Here is a 15,628-nt window from a genome sequence, read left to right on the forward strand (position 1 = left end):
CTCTGTATTTATTGGTTTTGGCAGGGTTGTGGATAACGTGCCTTGCGCTCCAGGTCGTCGAGGTCGATATGGTTGCGCATGTATTGCTGACTGGCGTCCACCAGTGGCTGGTGATCCCAGCTCTTCAGCTTGCCTTGGGTCAGCGCCTCGAACACCAGGCGACGACGGCGTTGGCTGGCGAGCACCTGCTGGTGGATCGCCGGGATGTCCCACTTGGCCCGCGCCTCATTCAAAAACGCCTCGAACAGTGGCCGGTGTTCCGGTGACTGGCTGAGGTCTTCCCGCTCGTGCGGGTCGTTGTGCACATCGAACAGTAGACAAGGGTCGTCTTCGCTGTAGATGAATTTGTAGGCGCCACGGCGAATCATCATCAATGGGCTGATGGTGCCTTCGGCCATGTATTCGCCAAAGACTTCGTCATGCCCGCCCTGCCCCTGCAAGTGCGGGACCAGCGAGCGGCCGTCCAGGGGCAGGCGCGGGTCCAGCTCGCCGCCGGCCAGTTCCACCAGGGTCGGCAGCAGGTCGGCGGTGGACACTGCCTGGGTTACGCGGCCCGGCGCAAATTGCCCCGGCGCACTGACCAGCAGCGGCACGCGGGCGGCCATTTCAAACCAGTGCATTTTGTACCAGAGGCCGCGTTCACCGAGCATGTCGCCGTGGTCGCCGGAGAAAATGATGATGGTGTCGTCGGCCAGGCCGGTGTCTTCCAGGGTCTGCAGCAGCTTGCCGACATTGCTGTCGATGTAGCTGCACGCGCCGAAGTAGGCGCGGCGGGCGTCGCGAATTTTATCCACAGGCAGCGGCTTGTCCCACAGGTCATAGACCTTGAGCAGACGCTGGGAATGCGGGTCGAGATCTTCCTGGTTCGGCGTTGCAGGCAAAGGGATGTCGTTGTCGTCGTACAGGTCCCAGAACGGCTTGGGAATGGTGTACGGGTCGTGGGGATGGGTCATCGACACGGTCAAGCAGAACGGCTGGTCACCGTCTTCGCGGATGTGGTCGAACAGGTACTGCTGGGCCTTGAACACCACCTCTTCGTCGAAATCCAGCTGGTTGGTACGCACGCACGGGCCGGCTTGCAGCACCGAGGACATGTTGTGGTACCAGGTGGGGCGTACGTCCGGCTCATCCCAATTCACCGCCCAGCCATAGTCGGCGGGGTAGATGTCGCTGGTCAGGCGTTCTTCATAGCCGTGCAGTTGGTCGGGACCGCAGAAGTGCATCTTGCCCGACAGCGCGGTGCGATAACCGAGGCGCCGCAGGTAGTGGGCATAGGTCGGCACATCGGCGGGGAAATCCGCCGCGTTGTCGTAGGCGCCGATCTTGCTCGGCAATTGGCCGCTGACCAGGGTGAAGCGTGAGGGGGCACACAGTGGGCTGTTGCAATAGGCCGCGTCGAACACCACGCCCTGTGCGGCGAGGCGGCTCAAATTCGGCAGCTTGATGGGGGAAGGTCCGTAGAACGGCAGCATCGGCGCGGCCATTTGATCGGCCATGATGAAAAGAATGTTCTTGCGCTTCATGGGTCTTCGGCATTCCATAGGCGGTGTTTATGCGAATGAGCATGCAGCCCATGTAAAATGGGGTAAAGCCCATGACGAGCAATGTCTAGGATAAGCGCAGCTTATGTATGAAGCCCTTGGCGATGTATCCCTCGATTTGCTGCGCGCGTTTGAAGCGGCCGCGCGCCATCGCAGCTTTACCGCCGCTGCGATGGAGCTGGGTACCACTCAGCCGGCGATCAGCCAGCAGATCAAGCGCCTTGAAGAACAACTGACGATCCGCCTGTTTGACCGCATCTATCGGGGCATCGAACTGACCGACGCCGGCGCCCTGCTGTTCGAGCATGTGCAAGGCGGTTTGCAGAACATCAACCAGGGCCTCAGTGTGATTACCCAGCAGGACCAGCACGAAGTGCTGCAAGTGGCCACAGACTTTGCGTTCGCCGCCTATTGGCTGATGCCGCGCCTGCATCGCTTCCACGCCGCCAACCCGCAGGTGGACGTGAGCCTGGTGACCAGCGAGCGCAACCACGCGACACTGCGCAGTGACATCGATGTGGCAGTGCTGTTTGGCGATGGCCGCTTCAAGCAGGGCGACAGCCTTTGGCTGTTCAACGAGGAAGTGTTCCCGGTGTGCAGCCCGCAATGGCTCAAGGAGCAGGCCAGGCCTTTGACTGTGCACACCTTGCCCGACTACCCGTTGCTGCACCTGCGCCAGGAAAACAACAGCCAGTGGTTCGACTGGAGTGGTGTATTCCGCGAGCTGGGTATCAGCGCCGCACCCACGCCCGGCCAGCTGCGATTCGACAACTACACCTTATTGATCCAGGCAGCGATTGCCGGCCAAGGGGTGGCGATCGGCTGGCGCCATTTGGTGGATAACCTGCTGGAACAGAACTGGTTGTGCCGACCGATCGGCAACACGGTGATTTCGCGCTTTGGCTATTACGTGGTGCAGCCCCAGCGCAAGCGGCGTGGGCAGTTGGTCGAACGTTTCGTCGACTGGTTGCAGGCAGAACAGGCCAGCAGCGCGCAGTCCCTGACCGGACTGGCCCTGCCATCGATTGCGGTCTAGGATTTGCCGCACATTGGATCCGGAGTCCGTCATGCAACGTATCAAGGGCTACCATGCCCATATCTACTTTGACGCCAGCACCATCGACCAGGCGCGCACCCTATGTGAAGACGGCGCGAAACTGTTCCCGCTGCGCATGGGCCGTGTGCATGAACGGCCCGTAGGCCCGCACCCGGACTGGAGCTGCCAGCTGGCGTTCGATGCCGAATACATTGGCGTGGTGCTGCCGTGGCTGGCGCTGCATCGCAATGGGCTGGTGGTGTTCCTGCACCCCGAAACCGGCGATGAGCTGAAGGATCACACCGATCACGCGATCTGGATGGGTGCGATGCGCGAGCTGGACCTGTCGGTTTTTTAACCTCCCCTTATCAGATAAAAACCGCCCCTTCCCGCAGTAAAAGGCGAGGAAGTTGTAGGATTTATCTTGTCTTGTCTCAATATATGGGACTGTTATTTATATATTGAGATATTGCCGGCCATAGGTTTATATTCGCCCATCTGCTTTTTTCAGCACCCACTCATTTCAGGTGAAGCGATGCAGGCGCAATTGATCGCGCTCGATTGGGGGACCAGCTCCCTTCGTGCTTATAAACTCGGGCCCGCAGGCGTCGTGCTGGAACAGCGCTCGCTGGCGTCGGGCATCATGCATTTGCCCAGTGAGCCCCGGGACATCGGCGGTGTGCACTGCAGCGATGGCTTCGAGTTGGCGTTCGATGCGGCATGCGGCGACTGGCTCGACGCCCAACCCCATCTTCCAGTGATCGCCTGCGGCATGGTCGGCAGCGCCCAGGGCTGGAGCGAGGCGGCATATCGCAATACGCCGGTCGACGTCGCCAGCCTGGGCCAGGCGTTGCACACGGTGCGCAGCCTGCGCGGCGTCGATGTGCGTATCGTGCCCGGCGTGATCGAGCAGGTCGGTTTGCCCAATGTGATGCGCGGTGAAGAAACCCAGGTGCTGGGTGTGCTGCAAAGCCTGTCGGCCAACGGTGAAATGTTGATCGGCCTGCCCGGCAGCCATTCCAAATGGGTCGAGGTGGTGGAAGGTTGCATCACCCACTTCGATACCTTCATGACCGGTGAACTGTTCGCGGTGCTGAGCAAGCACAGCCTGCTGGGGCGTACGCAAAAGGTATCCGCGCAGTTCCAGGCCGAGGCTTTTGACCGCGGCGTTCAAGTGGCGCTGTCGAACGATGGCCAGCGCGGCGTGCTGTCGACCTTGTTCAGTGCGCGCACCCTGGGCCTGACCGCCGAACTCACCCCTGAGCAGCAGCCCGATTACCTGTCCGGCCTGCTGATCGGCCATGAACTGGCCGGCTTGCCAGCCAGTGCACGGCACATCCCCATCATCCTGGTGGGCGCTGGCCCGCTTTGCGTGCGCTACCAACGCGCCCTCGCCCTCTGCGGTTTCGCCCACGTCAGCCTGGCGCAGGAAGCGACCGAGCGCGGCCTGTGGCAACTGGCAGTGGCCGCCGGGCTCACTCAACCTGCAACGGAGGCCTGACATGCTCAAGCAAGCACTGGCACAAAACGGTTTGATCGCGATCCTGCGCGGTGTGCGCCCGGACGAAGCCCAGGCGGTCGGCCAGGTGCTTTACGACGCCGGTTTTCGCGTGATCGAAGTCCCGCTCAACTCGCCGGACCCTTACACCAGCATCCGCACCCTGCGCGACAGCCTGCCCGCCGATTGCCTGATCGGCGCCGGTACGGTGTTGACGCCTGCGCAGGTCGAGCAGGTGAAAGCCGCTGGTGGCCAAGTGATCGTCATGCCCCACAGCGATGCCAAGGTCCTGCGCGCCGCCAAGGCCGCTGGCCTGTACCTGTCGCCGGGTGTGGCCACGCCCACCGAAGCGTTCGCCGCGCTGGACGAAGGCGCCGACGTCTTGAAGCTGTTCCCGGCCGAGCAAATGGGCCCTTCTGTGATCAAGGCGTGGCTGGCGGTATTGCCGGCAGGCACGTTGCTGCTGCCGGTGGGCGGCATTACCCCGGACAACATGCAGGTGTTTATCGACGCCGGCGCCAAGGGGTTCGGGCTGGGTTCCGGGTTGTTCAAACCGGGTATGACAGTGGATCAGGTAGCGAGCCGCGCCCAGGCTTATGTCGCCGCCTGGAAAGCCCTGAGCTGAGATCAAGTTCCGCGCCCCTGGCGCTGCATCTATAAGAGAGATAACAGATGAAAATCACCAAACTGACGACCTTTATCGTCCCGCCGCGCTGGTGCTTCCTCAAGGTCGAGACCGACCAGGGCGTGACCGGCTGGGGTGAGCCCGTAGTCGAAGGCCGCGCTCACACCGTGGCTGCGGCGGTCGAGGAACTGTCCGATTACCTGATCGGCAAGGACCCACGCAATATCGAAGATATCTGGACCGTGCTCTACCGCGGCGGCTTCTACCGTGGCGGCGCCGTGCACATGAGCGCCCTCGCCGGCATCGACCAGGCGCTTTGGGACATCAAGGGCAAGGCCCTGGGCGTATCGGTCAGCGACCTGTTGGGTGGCCAGGTACGCGACAAGATTCGCGTGTACTCGTGGATCGGTGGCGACCGCCCGGCCGACACCGCCCGCGCCGCCAAAGAGGCCGTGGCCCGTGGCTTTACTGCGGTGAAAATGAACGGCACCGAAGAGTTGCAGTTTGTCGACAGCTTCGAAAAAGTCGACCTGGCCCTGGCCAACGTCGCGGCCGTGCGCGATGCGGTCGGCCCTAACGTCGGCATCGGCGTCGACTTCCATGGCCGTGTGCACAAGCCCATGGCCAAGGTGCTGATGAAAGAACTGGACCCGTACAAACTGATGTTTATCGAAGAGCCGGTGCTCAGCGAAAACTACGAAGCCCTCAAGGAACTGGCGCCGCTGACCAGCACCCCGATTGCCCTGGGTGAGCGTCTGTTCTCGCGCTGGGACTTCAAGCGCGTGCTCAGCGAAGGCTACGTCGACATCATCCAGCCGGACGCTTCCCACGCGGGCGGTATCACCGAAACCCGCAAGATCGCCAACATGGCCGAAGCCTACGACGTGGCCCTGGCCCTGCACTGCCCGCTGGGCCCGATTGCCTTGGCGGCGTGCCTGCAACTGGATGCGGTTTGCTACAACGCGTTTATCCAGGAGCAAAGCCTGGGCATTCACTACAACGAGAGCAACGACCTGCTCGACTACGTGCGCGACCCGGGCGTGTTCGACTATGACCAGGGCTTTGTGAAAATCCCCAACGGGCCGGGCCTGGGGATCGAGATCAACGAGGAATACGTGATCGAACGCGCAGCCATCGGCCATCGCTGGCGCAACCCGATCTGGCGCCACGCCGACGGCAGCTTTGCCGAGTGGTGATGTCTGCCTGAAAGAACGCGGTCAAACATGTGGGAGAGGGCTTGCCCCCTCCCACATGTTGATCCGGTTTCTGCAGAAGTCCCTTCCTCAACAAATATAAGAAGAGGCACCTACCATGCAACCTGAATCCTTGAGCGGGCAGGCTTCTTTAGTCACGCCTACCCGAAAGCGCTACTTCATCATGGTGCTGCTGTTTATCACCGTCGTGATCAACTACCTCGACCGCAGCAACCTGTCGATTGCCGCCCCGGCGCTGACCAGCGAACTGGGTATCGACCCGGTACATGTCGGGCTGATTTTCTCCGCGTTCGGCTGGACGTACGCCGCCATGCAGATCCCCGGCGGCTGGCTGGTGGACCGGGTGCCGCCGCGTATCCTCTACACCGCCGCCCTGTTGCTGTGGTCTATCGCCACCGTGATGCTCGGTTTTGCCGCCAGCTTCATTGCGCTGTTTGTGCTGCGCATGGCGGTGGGTGCCCTGGAAGCACCGGCTTACCCCATCAACAGTCGCGTGGTCACCAGCTGGTTCCCCGAGCGTGAGCGCGCCACGGCCATTGGCTTCTACACCTCCGGGCAGTTTGTCGGGCTGGCGTTCCTGACGCCGGTCCTGGCCTGGTTGCAGCACCATTACGGCTGGCACATGGTATTTGTCGTGACCGGTGGCGTGGGCATTCTGTGGGCGGCAATCTGGTATGCCCTGTATCGCGAGCCCCGTGATTTCAAAGGCGTCAACGCCGCTGAAATCGAATTGATCCGCGAAGGTGGCGGGCTGGTGGACTTGAGCGCACAAGCGAGCAAGAGCAAGGCGCCCTTCAGCTGGGTCGACCTGGGCATCGTCCTGAGCAAGCGCAAGTTGTGGGGTATCTACCTGGGGCAGTTCTGCCTGAACTCTACGTTGTGGTTCTTCCTGACATGGTTCCCGACCTACCTGGTGAAATACCGCGGCATGGATTTCATCAAGTCCGGCATGCTCGCGTCACTGCCCTTCCTCGCGGCTTTCGTCGGCGTGCTGTGTTCGGGGTTGTTTTCCGACTGGCTGATCCGCCGTGGCGCCTCGGTGGGGTTTGCCCGCAAGTTGCCGATCATCAGCGGCCTGTTGATCTCTACGGCGATCATTGGCGCCAACTTCGTCGAATCGACACCGTTGGTCATCGCCTTCCTGGCCCTGGCGTTCTTCGGTAATGGCCTGGCCTCGATCACCTGGTCGCTGGTCTCGACGCTTGCCCCGGCACGTCTGCTGGGACTGACCGGCGGGGTGTTCAACTTCATCGGCAACTTGGCGGCGATTGCCACGCCGATCGTCATCGGTTTCCTGGCCAGTGGCGATTCGTTTGCGCCGGCGATCACCTACATCGCCGTGCTGGCGCTGTTGGGCGCACTCTCCTATGTGCTGCTGGTGGGCAAGGTCGAGCGGATCGAGCTGTAAGCAGTGGGCGGCCTGCGGGCCGCCCGTTGGCCGGGCTCAGGGCACCGACATTTCGTTACGGAACACATTCGAAGGATCCCAGCGTTGCTTGGTTCGGCGCAGACGGTTCTCGATGATCGTGTTGGGGAAGAAAATTCCATACCACAGAGGGTTCCTGGGGTTCGCGGGATTGCCACCGAGGTGGGTCATGTCCAGGTCGGGGTAGTTGATGTAGCAGCCCTCGAACTCCGGGTCATTGGGAACACCGTTGGTGAATGCAGCGTAATAGAGGCTGCGGATCCAGTCGGCATGGGCGCGGTCGATGGCGTCATCGTCGGCGTGCCAGTAACACTGCGGTTGCCATTTGAGGTACGAGGAGCGTTGCGCGGCTGACGTCTGCGCCAGGATCGGGCCGTCCATCTGGTTGATGCGCCCGCCGAACGACTGGATCTGGATCAGGCTCTGGGTCAGGTATTGCTCGGGGTCCGGCAAGGTCAGCGTCGTCCAGATCGCGTCCAGCACGCGCTGTGTAAACCCGCCTTTCTGATACGCCGATTTATACCGCCCGCGCTGATTGTCACCGGAACCGTTGAGCGATTGGGTGGCGTACAACCAGTCCAAACGCCTGGCGGCCTCATGGGCACTCTGCAGGGAGTCGACCCAGCGGCCCTTTTGCCCGCCACGTGGCTGATGCACGACGTGGAACGGCAGGAGCGACTCCGTCGCACCGACACCCACCGCGGCCTGCATGCTGCTGACAAAGTCGTCGAAAGGCGCCAGGTCATCGAGCTTCCCGTCCTTGTCGACGTAGTGGATGCCCAGGGTCACGTTGCCAGTGTTCAGATGACGCATTTCCAGTTTGGTGGCCAGGCCCCAGGTTGCCGGGTCGGCCTGATGGTCCACGAACCAGTTTTGATAGGCGTGCAGCAAACGTTCGAGGGCGGCGCGTGTGAGGTCTGACCAGTCCCATTCCAATGGCAGCCAAAGCACTTCCTCCGGGGCTGGCGGCAGCGTCTTGAAATAGTAACTGGTGATGATGCCGAACTGCCCGCCACCGGCGCCGCAACAGGCGGCGAACAGGTCCAGCTCATCGGTGTCGAGGCTGTTGCGGGACACATGGACAGGTTCAAGACCCGGGCCGGGTCCATTGGCGACCAGCAAGTCGACGCCGTCCAGCCAGTCGCAGACCAGCCCGTATTTACGCGACAACAACCCATAGCCGCCGCCGCAGATATGCCCGCCCAGTCCCACCGAATAGCAGGATCCACTGGGCAGCGCCTTGCCTGCCAATTTGTACAGCGCGACGCTGGTGTCCCAGTTCTGGCAGCCGGGCTCCAGGCGGAACGCATAGCGATGGGGCAAAGCGGGTACCAGCACTGAGCTGATCAGGCCGTTGGGGTCGTAGGCCAATTGGTTGATCTGGCCGATGTCCAGGATCGACAACACCTCGCCTGGCACATCCGGCATCTTGTTAGAGACAAATCCTTCATAGCAATGCCCGCCGCTGCGCACCGTGATACGGCCATTGGGCACAGCCAGGGCCTGGGCGGCTGCGTCGATGATGTCTTGTGGGGTGTGGCAGAGGTAGATCTGGCTGGCGCCGTTGGGTGAAGACTCGCCCTGGACGTTGCCCAATGGCCAGCGCAGGTTGAAACCCTTTTGCAACGTGGAATGACGACGGTCCGAGGGGGTGATGAGATCAAATGCCATGATGGACTCCTGGGAGACGATAATGACTTCTGATGCAGCTAACTTAACGACCGGCAACGCAAGAAGGCGTGACTTGCAGAGGTGGTTAGACGGCAGTAGGCACGAAGTGTGTTGAGGGGGTGTGTTCCCCCTCAAGCCTAGCCTATATGGAAAAAGCCCGGATCAGTTCAGCACGCCGTCCAGAATTTCATAGACGATACCGGTACCCACCGCGATCAACACCACATCCGGCCCCGAACGGCGCCACTCATAACCCGGGTAAACCGGCAGGCGCGCCAGCGCACGGTTGTCCAGGCGCTCGCCGTAGTAGCCGCGCGGCAGGGGTTGGCCGCGCACCAGGCGCACATTCGGCGGCGGCGGTGCGCCACGGGAGAACTGGCCGTGGTTATCGTGAATGATCTGGCGTACCGGGCCGAAGTCCTGGGGCGGGCCTCCGCGACGGTTGTCCTGCGGGCCGCGATGGTCGTCGCCACGCTGCTCGTGCTGGCCCTGCGGGCCGCCACGGTCGTCACCCCGCTGGTCAGGCGGCGCGGCTTGCACCAGGGCGCTGGCGCCAAGCACCAGCACACCAAGGCCTGCAATCACGGATTTAGGCATTTTCATCGGGTATTCCTCAGGGCACACAAACAAAAAAGGGATCTCGAACGCGGTTCGAAATCCCTTGGTCTTGCTGTTTAGGCCGTGATTGCGCGCGTTGATTCCTCTGTATCAGGAACTTTACCTCTCGCTACATGGCGCTTACTTACGGGCGTTGCGCACACCTTCCGACAGCGCCGCGCACAGGCTCAATACGCCATCGATTGCTTGTTGATCGTTACTGGCATTGGCGATGTGATCGATCAGGGCCGAGCCCACCACCACGCCATCGGCCAGGCGCGCGATGGCGGCCGCCTGTTCCGGTGTGCGGATACCAAAACCGATGCTGATCGGCAGGTCGGTATGCCGACGCAGGCGGGTCACGGCTTCCTCGACGTGTTCCAGGGTCGCGGCGCCGGCGCCTGTCACACCGGCCACGGATACGTAGTACACGAACCCGGAACTGCCGTTGAGCACGGTCGGCAGGCGCACGTCATCGGTGGTCGGCGTGGTCAGGCGAATAAAGTCGATACCCGCAGCCTGGGCCGGGTCGCACAGCTCGCCGTTATGCTCGGGCGGCATGTCGACCACGATCAGGCCGTCGACGCCGGCCTCTTTGGCGTCAGCGATGAACTTAGGCACGCCGTATTTGTGGATCGGGTTGAAGTAGCCCATCAACACCAGCGGGGTGTCGTTGTTGTCCTTGCGGAACTCTCGCACCATCTGCAGGGTTTTCAGCAGGTTCTGCTTGGCTTCCAGTGCGCGGATGTTGGCCAGTTGGATGGCCGGGCCGTCGGCCATCGGGTCGGTGAAGGGCATGCCCAACTCGATCACATCGGCGCCCGCAGCGGGCAAGCCCTTGAGGATCGCCAGCGAGGTGTCATAACCCGGGTCACCGGCCGTGACGAAGGTCACCAGGGCGGCGCGGTTTTGTTCCTTTAGTTGCGCAAAGCGGGTTTGCAGGCGGCTCATTTAGTGTTTCTCCTGCTGAGACTGTTCCATGTGGTGCATCACGGTCTGCATGTCTTTATCGCCACGGCCGGACAGGTTGACCACCATCAGGTGATCCTTCGGCAGGGTCGGTGCGCGCTTGAACACTTCGGCCAGGGCATGGGCGCTTTCCAGGGCAGGAATGATCCCTTCCAGGCGGCAGCATTTGTGGAACGCGTCCAAGGCTTCATCGTCGGTCACCGAGGTGTACTGGACGCGGCCGATATCGTGCAACCAGGCGTGTTCCGGGCCGATGCCGGGGTAGTCGAGGCCGGCGGAAATCGAGTGGGCGTCGATGATCTGGCCGTCGTCGTCCTGCAGCAGGAAGGTACGGTTGCCGTGCAGCACGCCCGGTACGCCACCGTTGAGGCTGGCGGCGTGCTTGCCGGTCTCGATGCCGTGGCCGGCGGCTTCAACGCCGATGATCTCGACGCTGGTGTCGTCCAGGAATGGGTGGAACAGGCCCATGGCGTTGGAGCCACCGCCGATGCATGCCACCAGGCTGTCCGGCAGGCGGCCTTCCTGGGCTTGCAGCTGGGTGCGGGTTTCCTTGCCGATCACGGCCTGGAAGTCGCGCACCATCGCCGGGTACGGGTGCGGGCCGGCCACGGTGCCGATCAGGTAGAAGGTGTCGTCGACGTTGGTCACCCAGTCGCGCAGGGCTTCGTTCATGGCGTCCTTGAGGGTGCCGGTGCCGGCGACCACCGGGATCACTTCAGCGCCCAAAAGCTTCATGCGGAACACGTTGGCCTGTTGGCGCTCGATGTCGGTGGTGCCCATGTAGATCACGCATTGCAGGCCGAAACGCGCGGCCACGGTGGCGGTCGCCACACCGTGCATACCGGCGCCGGTCTCGGCGATGATGCGTTTCTTGCCCATGCGCCGCGCCAGCAGGATCTGGCCGATGCAGTTGTTGATCTTGTGCGCGCCGGTGTGGTTCAGCTCTTCGCGCTTGAGGTAGATCTTGGCGCCGCCGCAGAACTCGGTCAGGCGCTCGGCGAAATACAGCGGGCTGGGGCGGCCGACGTAGTCGCGCTGGAAGTAGGCCAACTCTTCGTTGAACGCCGGATCGATCTTGGCCGCTTCGTATTCGCGGGCCAGGTCGAGGATCAACGGCATCAGGGTTTCGGCGACGTAGCGGCCGCCAAACGCGCCAAACAGGCCGTTGGCATCAGGGCCGTTGCGCAGATCGGTCTGGGACTGAGTCATGGGACGCTCCAGGTAGAAATTCTGTATGGGAAGCAATGACGGCCACTCTACCCCTCACATCCGGCGCTGAAAACCGATAAGATCGCTGCAACCTGTCAGGAAAACTCACAGATGAGCCGCGACCTCCCGCCCCTCAATGCCCTGCGCGCATTTGAAGCCACTGCCCGCCTCAACAGCGTCAGCCAGGCTGCCGAGCAATTGCACGTGACCCACGGTGCGGTCAGCCGCCAGTTGAAAGTGCTGGAGGAGCATTTAGGTGTCAGCCTGTTCATCAAGGACGGGCGCGGCCTTAAACTCACAGATGCAGGTGTGCGGTTGCGAGATGCCAGCGCGGAGGCGTTCGAGCGCTTGCGGGACGTGTGCGCCGAACTCACCCAGGCCAGCGCCGACGCGCCTTTCGTGCTCGGCTGCTCAGGCAGTCTGCTGGCGCGTTGGTTGATCCCGCGCCTGGGACGCTTGAATGCCGATCTGCCGGACCTGCGCCTGCACCTGTCGGCGGGCGACGGCGACCTTGACCCCCGACGCCCCGGTCTCGATGCCCTGCTGGTCTTCGCCGAACCGCCGTGGCCGGCGGATATGCAGGTATATGAACTGGCGAGCGAGCGTATCGGCCCGGTGATGAGCCCGCGTTTTGCCGGCTACCAGCGCCTGCGCCAGGCGCCGCCGCACGCCTTGTGTGGCGAAGCTTTATTGCACACCACGTCCCGTCCGCAAGCCTGGCCCAGTTGGGCGCAACAGCACGGCATCGAGCCCGGCGCGTTGAAACACGGCCAGGGTTTTGAGCATTTGTATTATTTGCTGGAGGCGGCGGTTGCAGGGTTGGGTGTGGCGATTGCGCCAGAACCGCTGGTAGCAGAGGACCTGCGTGCGGGTCGCCTGGTGGCGCCGTGGGGTTTCAGTGAAACCCCGGCGCACCTGGCGTTGTGGCTACCCAAGCGCGCCGCAGACGGGCGCGCGGGTCAATTGGCGCACTGGCTCAAGGCTGAGCTGGCGCGCCAGCCGGTGTAGCCGGTCAATCAGTCACCGCGTTTGCACAGCAGGTAAGCCGCCAGCAGGCCCAGTGCGCCAACGGCGACGCCGGCGGTGGTCCATGGGTGCTCTTGTGCGTAGTCCCGGGTGGCAACACCGGTTTCGCGGATTTTGACTTTGCTTTCTTCGTAGGCATCGCTGATCAGGTGACGGGAATGCTTGAGGGCATTCTCGGCATTGCTTTTCAGGGCCTTCAGGGTTTTGCGCGACTCATCCGACGCATCGTCCTTGAGGCTCTCAAGGGACTTGAGCAGGCTCGAAATCTCGGCTTCCATGCTTTCCAGCGACGCTTTGCGTAAAGAAGTGTTGGCCATGTGAATTCTCCTGAAGTGATTGAGTGGCGTGTGTAGATACCGACTCCAGCGTTTTCAGAAAGTGCAGTAAATCTGAACTTTCGGGTAGGAACGGTCGCCAGAAGCAGTATGAACAATGACTGCTAGGCTTTATTGACGACCCTCAGGAGAAACACCATGTCTGATCATCACACCTACAAGAAAGTCGAATTGGTAGGTTCATCCACCACCAGCATCGAAGACGCAATCAACAATGCCCTGGCCGAAGCCAACAAGAGCATCAAGCACTTGGAGTGGTTTGAGGTGACGGAGACCCGTGGTCATATCAAGGACGGCAAGGTCGCCCACTATCAGGTCACGCTCAAGGTGGGGTTTCGAATTGCCAGTAGTTGATCGCGTCGGTTGAACTTGCCGGCTGGCCGATTGCCATAACCTGCGCTACAAACAATGGGTGCCGATGCCTGCAGCGTCGGCACGCTCGTTTCAATCAGCGCAAGGAAAGTGACGGATGAAGAAGTTCCTGTTAGCGGTAGGTTTGTTGAGCATTGCGGGCACAGCCCTGGCGGCGGGCAAGCCTTGTGAAGAGCTGAAAAGTGAAATTGCAGCGAAAATCGACGCCAAGGGCGCTTCGGGTTATTCGCTGGAAGTCGTGGATAAAGGCGCCTCGACCGACGCTAAAGTGGTTGGCACCTGTGAGGGTGGTACCAAGGAAATCGTCTACAAGCGCGGTTAATCCCGTGTGGCAGGCTTGAAACCGACGCACAGGTGCGTCGGTTTTTTTTCGCCTGGGGGTTTAGCCCTTCATCAACTGCGCCAGCAGCTCGTAGGAATGAATCCGATCGGCGTGCTCGTACAGGTCGCAGGTGAAGATCAATTCGTCGGCGCCGGTCTGTTCGATCAGTACTTCCAGCTTGGCACGGATCTTCGCCGGGCTGCCCACCATTGCCAGTCCGAGGAAACTGCCGACGGCGTCTTTTTCATGGGGCAGCCACAGGCCGTCCATGGTTTTCACCGGTGGGCGCTGCACCAGGCTTTGCCCGCGCATCAAGGCAAGGATGCGCTGGTACACCGAGGTGGCCAGGTAGTCGGCCTGCTCATCGGTGTCGGCGGCAACCAATGGAATGCCGAGCATCACGTAAGGCTTGTCCAGCACGGCCGAGGGCTTGAAGTGGTTGCGGTACACGCGAATCGCCTCGTGCATCAAACGCGGTGCGAAATGGGAGGCGAAGGCGTAGGGCAAACCGCGTTCGCCCGCCAGTTGCGCGCTGAACAGGCTGGAACCCAGCAGCCATACCGGTACGTTGGTGCCGGTGCCGGGCACCGCAATCACCCGTTGGTCCGGTGTGCGTGGGCCGAGGTAGGCCATCAGCTCGGCCACGTCTTCCGGGAAGTCATCCGCGCTGCCGGAGCGTTCACGGCGCAGGGCGCGAGCGGTCATCTGGTCGGAGCCGGGTGCGCGGCCCAGGCCCAGGTCGATACGTCCGGGGTAGAGGCTTTCCAGGGTGCCGAACTGCTCGGCGATCACCAGCGGTGCATGGTTGGGCAGCATCACGCCGCCGGAGCCGACGCGAATCGTCGAGGTACCGCCGGCCAGGTAACCCAGCAATACCGAGGTGGCCGAGCTGGCGATGCCATCCATATTGTGGTGTTCCGCCACCCAGAAACGGTTGTAGCCGAACTTTTCCACATGCTGGGCCAAATCCAGGGAATTGCGCAACGACTGCGCCGGGCTGCCGTTGGCGCGCACCGGCACCAGGTCGAGGGTCGAGAACTTTACGTCGGACAGCGATTTCATAAGCCTGCTTCTCCAATGGGGGCGCAGGCTTCTTAGACGAACCAAAACCTGCCGCTTCATGTGCATGCCCTATGCAATGAGGGCATATACCCGAGATTCAATAGCAGCAATGAAATTTCCTACTTAATTGCTAGGTTTCTCTTACAACTGAACTTTGCCGGCGCGTCTATCCTCAGAACCTTACCGACGCAAAACCACCGTTCGAGGAGAAAGCTATGAGTATCGTTAAAAAGGCATCCGCGCATTGGGAAGGTGATCTGAAGACTGGCCTGGGCTCCATTTCCACCGAAACCGGCGTGCTGCGCGAAGCGCCCTACGGCTTTAAGGCCCGTTTCGAAGGCGGCAAGGGTACCAATCCTGAAGAACTGATTGGCGCGGCCCACGCCGGCTGTTTCTCCATGGCTTTTTCCATGATTCTCGGCGACGCCGGGCTCAAGGCTGACAGCATCGACACCCAGGCCGAAGTGACCTTGGACCAGGTCGATGGCGGCTTCGCGATCACCGCCGTGCACTTGGTGCTCAAGGCCAAGATTCCAGGTGCCAGCCAGGCGCAGTTCGATGAATTGAGCAAGAAGGCCAAGGAAGGGTGCCCGGTGTCCAAGGTGCTGAATGCGAAGATCAGCCTGGATGCCACGCTGGTCAACTGACACTGCAGGTCCAGTGTGGGAGGGGGCCAGCCCCCTCCCACATTTTGTTCTGCGTTAAATCAGAACTCGTGTTTCCCG

At 61.7% G+C, this 15,628-nt stretch carries 17 protein-coding genes; 10 read left to right on the forward strand and 7 right to left on the reverse strand.

Translation table 11 applies throughout. The features are described 5' to 3' along the window. Positions 1-8: 8 nt before the first annotated feature. Positions 9-1,523: a choline-sulfatase gene (gene betC, locus BFQ01_RS21680; RefSeq protein WP_065926826.1), complete on the reverse strand. Its 1,515-nt coding sequence runs from the start codon at positions 1,521-1,523 to the stop codon at positions 9-11. Positions 1,524-1,626: 103 nt separating this feature from the next. Between betC and BFQ01_RS21685 the strand changes: the two genes are divergently transcribed. The 6 genes from BFQ01_RS21685 (at position 1,627) to BFQ01_RS21710 (ending at position 7,322) form a co-directional block, all read left to right on the forward strand. After that, a complete protein-coding gene (locus BFQ01_RS21685) occupies positions 1,627-2,577 on the forward strand; it encodes a choline sulfate utilization transcriptional regulator (RefSeq protein ID WP_065926827.1) in 951 nt (316 codons plus the stop codon). A 31-nt stretch (positions 2,578-2,608) separates the two neighbouring features. Then, on the forward strand, positions 2,609-2,935 hold the full coding sequence (locus tag BFQ01_RS21690; protein ID WP_027608141.1) for a DOPA 4,5-dioxygenase family protein: 327 nt from the start codon (positions 2,609-2,611) through the stop codon (positions 2,933-2,935). 177 nt (positions 2,936-3,112) lie between these two features. Beyond that, positions 3,113-4,078 carry a 2-dehydro-3-deoxygalactonokinase gene (locus BFQ01_RS21695; RefSeq protein WP_065926828.1) on the forward strand — a complete coding sequence of 322 codons (966 nt, stop codon included), beginning with the start codon at positions 3,113-3,115 and terminating at the stop codon, positions 4,076-4,078. 1 nt (position 4,079) lies between these two features. Continuing rightward, on the forward strand, positions 4,080-4,700 hold the full coding sequence (locus BFQ01_RS21700) for a 2-dehydro-3-deoxy-6-phosphogalactonate aldolase (protein WP_053127387.1): 621 nt from the start codon (positions 4,080-4,082) through the stop codon (positions 4,698-4,700). A gap of 47 nt (positions 4,701-4,747) precedes the next feature. Next, positions 4,748-5,896: a galactonate dehydratase gene (gene dgoD / locus BFQ01_RS21705; RefSeq protein ID WP_003170741.1), complete on the forward strand. Its 1,149-nt coding sequence runs from the start codon at positions 4,748-4,750 to the stop codon at positions 5,894-5,896. Positions 5,897-6,011: 115 nt separating this feature from the next. Further along, complete coding sequence (locus BFQ01_RS21710) at positions 6,012-7,322, forward strand: MFS transporter (protein ID WP_027608138.1); 1,311 nt, start codon at positions 6,012-6,014, stop codon at positions 7,320-7,322. A gap of 36 nt (positions 7,323-7,358) precedes the next feature. Here BFQ01_RS21710 and BFQ01_RS21715 read toward each other — a convergent pair whose 3' ends face one another. From BFQ01_RS21715 to trpB, 4 genes are all read right to left on the reverse strand, one after another. After that, positions 7,359-9,011 (reverse strand): FAD-dependent oxidoreductase, encoded by a 1,653-nt coding sequence (locus BFQ01_RS21715; protein ID WP_065926829.1) that lies wholly within the window; start codon positions 9,009-9,011, stop codon positions 7,359-7,361. Between the two features lie 162 nt (positions 9,012-9,173). Next, positions 9,174-9,614 (reverse strand): anti-virulence regulator CigR family protein, encoded by a 441-nt coding sequence (locus tag BFQ01_RS21720; RefSeq protein ID WP_027608136.1) that lies wholly within the window; start codon positions 9,612-9,614, stop codon positions 9,174-9,176. Between the two features lie 135 nt (positions 9,615-9,749). Then, positions 9,750-10,559, reverse strand: a complete 810-nt coding sequence (gene trpA, locus BFQ01_RS21725; protein WP_065926830.1) for a tryptophan synthase subunit alpha — start codon at positions 10,557-10,559, stop codon at positions 9,750-9,752. Further along, positions 10,560-11,786 carry a tryptophan synthase subunit beta gene (gene trpB / locus BFQ01_RS21730; protein ID WP_027608134.1) on the reverse strand — a complete coding sequence of 409 codons (1,227 nt, stop codon included), beginning with the start codon at positions 11,784-11,786 and terminating at the stop codon, positions 10,560-10,562. Positions 11,787-11,897: 111 nt separating this feature from the next. Between trpB and BFQ01_RS21735 the strand changes: the two genes are divergently transcribed. Then, positions 11,898-12,794: a LysR family transcriptional regulator gene (locus tag BFQ01_RS21735; RefSeq protein WP_065926831.1), complete on the forward strand. Its 897-nt coding sequence runs from the start codon at positions 11,898-11,900 to the stop codon at positions 12,792-12,794. 8 nt (positions 12,795-12,802) lie between these two features. Here the strand turns inward: BFQ01_RS21735 and BFQ01_RS21740 are convergent, their stop codons facing one another. Further along, positions 12,803-13,129 (reverse strand): DUF883 family protein, encoded by a 327-nt coding sequence (locus BFQ01_RS21740; protein ID WP_003170746.1) that lies wholly within the window; start codon positions 13,127-13,129, stop codon positions 12,803-12,805. A gap of 156 nt (positions 13,130-13,285) precedes the next feature. On the opposite strand from BFQ01_RS21740, the gene BFQ01_RS21745 reads away from it, so the two are divergent. After that, complete coding sequence (locus BFQ01_RS21745; RefSeq protein ID WP_027608132.1) at positions 13,286-13,501, forward strand: dodecin; 216 nt, start codon at positions 13,286-13,288, stop codon at positions 13,499-13,501. Between the two features lie 115 nt (positions 13,502-13,616). Beyond that, positions 13,617-13,841, forward strand: coding sequence for a DUF1161 domain-containing protein (locus tag BFQ01_RS21750; protein ID WP_005783407.1), 225 nt, complete (start codon positions 13,617-13,619; stop codon positions 13,839-13,841). A 60-nt stretch (positions 13,842-13,901) separates the two neighbouring features. Here BFQ01_RS21750 and BFQ01_RS21755 read toward each other — a convergent pair whose 3' ends face one another. Continuing rightward, positions 13,902-14,903: an LLM class flavin-dependent oxidoreductase gene (locus BFQ01_RS21755; protein WP_021491416.1), complete on the reverse strand. Its 1,002-nt coding sequence runs from the start codon at positions 14,901-14,903 to the stop codon at positions 13,902-13,904. A 215-nt stretch (positions 14,904-15,118) separates the two neighbouring features. Between BFQ01_RS21755 and BFQ01_RS21760 the strand changes: the two genes are divergently transcribed. Then, positions 15,119-15,550, forward strand: a complete 432-nt coding sequence (locus BFQ01_RS21760) for an OsmC family protein (RefSeq protein WP_065926832.1) — start codon at positions 15,119-15,121, stop codon at positions 15,548-15,550. Positions 15,551-15,628: the final 78 nt, after the last annotated feature.

Source organism: Pseudomonas sp. 8 R 14, assembly GCF_900005955.1.
Classification (GTDB): Bacteria; Pseudomonadota; Gammaproteobacteria; order Pseudomonadales; family Pseudomonadaceae; genus Aquipseudomonas; species Aquipseudomonas marginalis.

Coding starts and splice junctions, on each gene's coding strand:
- dgoD (WP_003170741.1), top strand. CDS start 4,748: ATGAAAATCACCAAACTGACGACCTTTATCGTCCCGCCGCGCTGGTGC.
- trpA (WP_065926830.1), bottom strand. CDS start 10,559: ATGAGCCGCCTGCAAACCCGCTTTGCGCAACTAAAGGAACAAAACCGC.
- BFQ01_RS21710 (WP_027608138.1), top strand. CDS start 6,012: ATGCAACCTGAATCCTTGAGCGGGCAGGCTTCTTTAGTCACGCCTACC.
- BFQ01_RS21685 (WP_065926827.1), top strand. CDS start 1,627: ATGTATGAAGCCCTTGGCGATGTATCCCTCGATTTGCTGCGCGCGTTT.
- BFQ01_RS21700 (WP_053127387.1), top strand. CDS start 4,080: ATGCTCAAGCAAGCACTGGCACAAAACGGTTTGATCGCGATCCTGCGC.
- BFQ01_RS21755 (WP_021491416.1), bottom strand. CDS start 14,903: ATGAAATCGCTGTCCGACGTAAAGTTCTCGACCCTCGACCTGGTGCCG.
- BFQ01_RS21715 (WP_065926829.1), bottom strand. CDS start 9,011: ATGGCATTTGATCTCATCACCCCCTCGGACCGTCGTCATTCCACGTTG.
- betC (WP_065926826.1), bottom strand. CDS start 1,523: ATGAAGCGCAAGAACATTCTTTTCATCATGGCCGATCAAATGGCCGCG.
- BFQ01_RS21695 (WP_065926828.1), top strand. CDS start 3,113: ATGCAGGCGCAATTGATCGCGCTCGATTGGGGGACCAGCTCCCTTCGT.
- BFQ01_RS21740 (WP_003170746.1), bottom strand. CDS start 13,129: ATGGCCAACACTTCTTTACGCAAAGCGTCGCTGGAAAGCATGGAAGCC.
- BFQ01_RS21720 (WP_027608136.1), bottom strand. CDS start 9,614: ATGAAAATGCCTAAATCCGTGATTGCAGGCCTTGGTGTGCTGGTGCTT.
- BFQ01_RS21760 (WP_065926832.1), top strand. CDS start 15,119: ATGAGTATCGTTAAAAAGGCATCCGCGCATTGGGAAGGTGATCTGAAG.
- trpB (WP_027608134.1), bottom strand. CDS start 11,786: ATGACTCAGTCCCAGACCGATCTGCGCAACGGCCCTGATGCCAACGGC.
- BFQ01_RS21745 (WP_027608132.1), top strand. CDS start 13,286: ATGTCTGATCATCACACCTACAAGAAAGTCGAATTGGTAGGTTCATCC.
- BFQ01_RS21690 (WP_027608141.1), top strand. CDS start 2,609: ATGCAACGTATCAAGGGCTACCATGCCCATATCTACTTTGACGCCAGC.
- BFQ01_RS21750 (WP_005783407.1), top strand. CDS start 13,617: ATGAAGAAGTTCCTGTTAGCGGTAGGTTTGTTGAGCATTGCGGGCACA.
- BFQ01_RS21735 (WP_065926831.1), top strand. CDS start 11,898: ATGAGCCGCGACCTCCCGCCCCTCAATGCCCTGCGCGCATTTGAAGCC.